Below are 363 nucleotides of genomic sequence, written 5' to 3'. Positions count from 1 at the left end.
TCGTGCGTGACGACCATCATCGTCATCCCTTCCTGCGCGAGTTCGACCATCACGTCGAGCACTTCGTTGATCATCTCGGGATCGAGCGCGGACGTCGGCTCGTCGAACAGCATCGCGATCGGGTCCATCGACAGCGCGCGCGCGATCGCGACCCGCTGCTGCTGGCCGCCCGACAGCTGGCCCGGAAACTTGTGCGCATGCGCCTTCAGGCCGACGCGATCGAGCAGCTTCATGCCCTTCTCGGCCGCTTCGTCCTTGCCGCGGCCGAGCACCTTGACCTGCGCGAGCGTCAGGTTCTCGGTGATCGACAGGTGCGGGAACAGCTCGAAATGCTGGAACACCATCCCGACCTTCGAGCGCAGC

1 protein-coding gene is annotated in these 363 nt (G+C 65.0%); it reads right to left on the bottom strand.

Annotation, left to right across the window (positions count from 1 at the left end):
- On the bottom strand, window positions 1-363 hold a 363-nt coding region (locus tag U4Z31_RS37030; protein ID WP_321813008.1), incomplete at both ends, for an amino acid ABC transporter ATP-binding protein.

Origin of the sequence: Burkholderia sp. BCC1985 (genome assembly GCF_905339915.1) — a bacterium.
Taxonomy (GTDB): domain Bacteria; phylum Pseudomonadota; class Gammaproteobacteria; order Burkholderiales; family Burkholderiaceae; genus Burkholderia.
The sequence above is the reverse complement of the archived record's forward strand: the minus strand, read 5'-3'. Positions and strand labels throughout refer to the sequence as shown.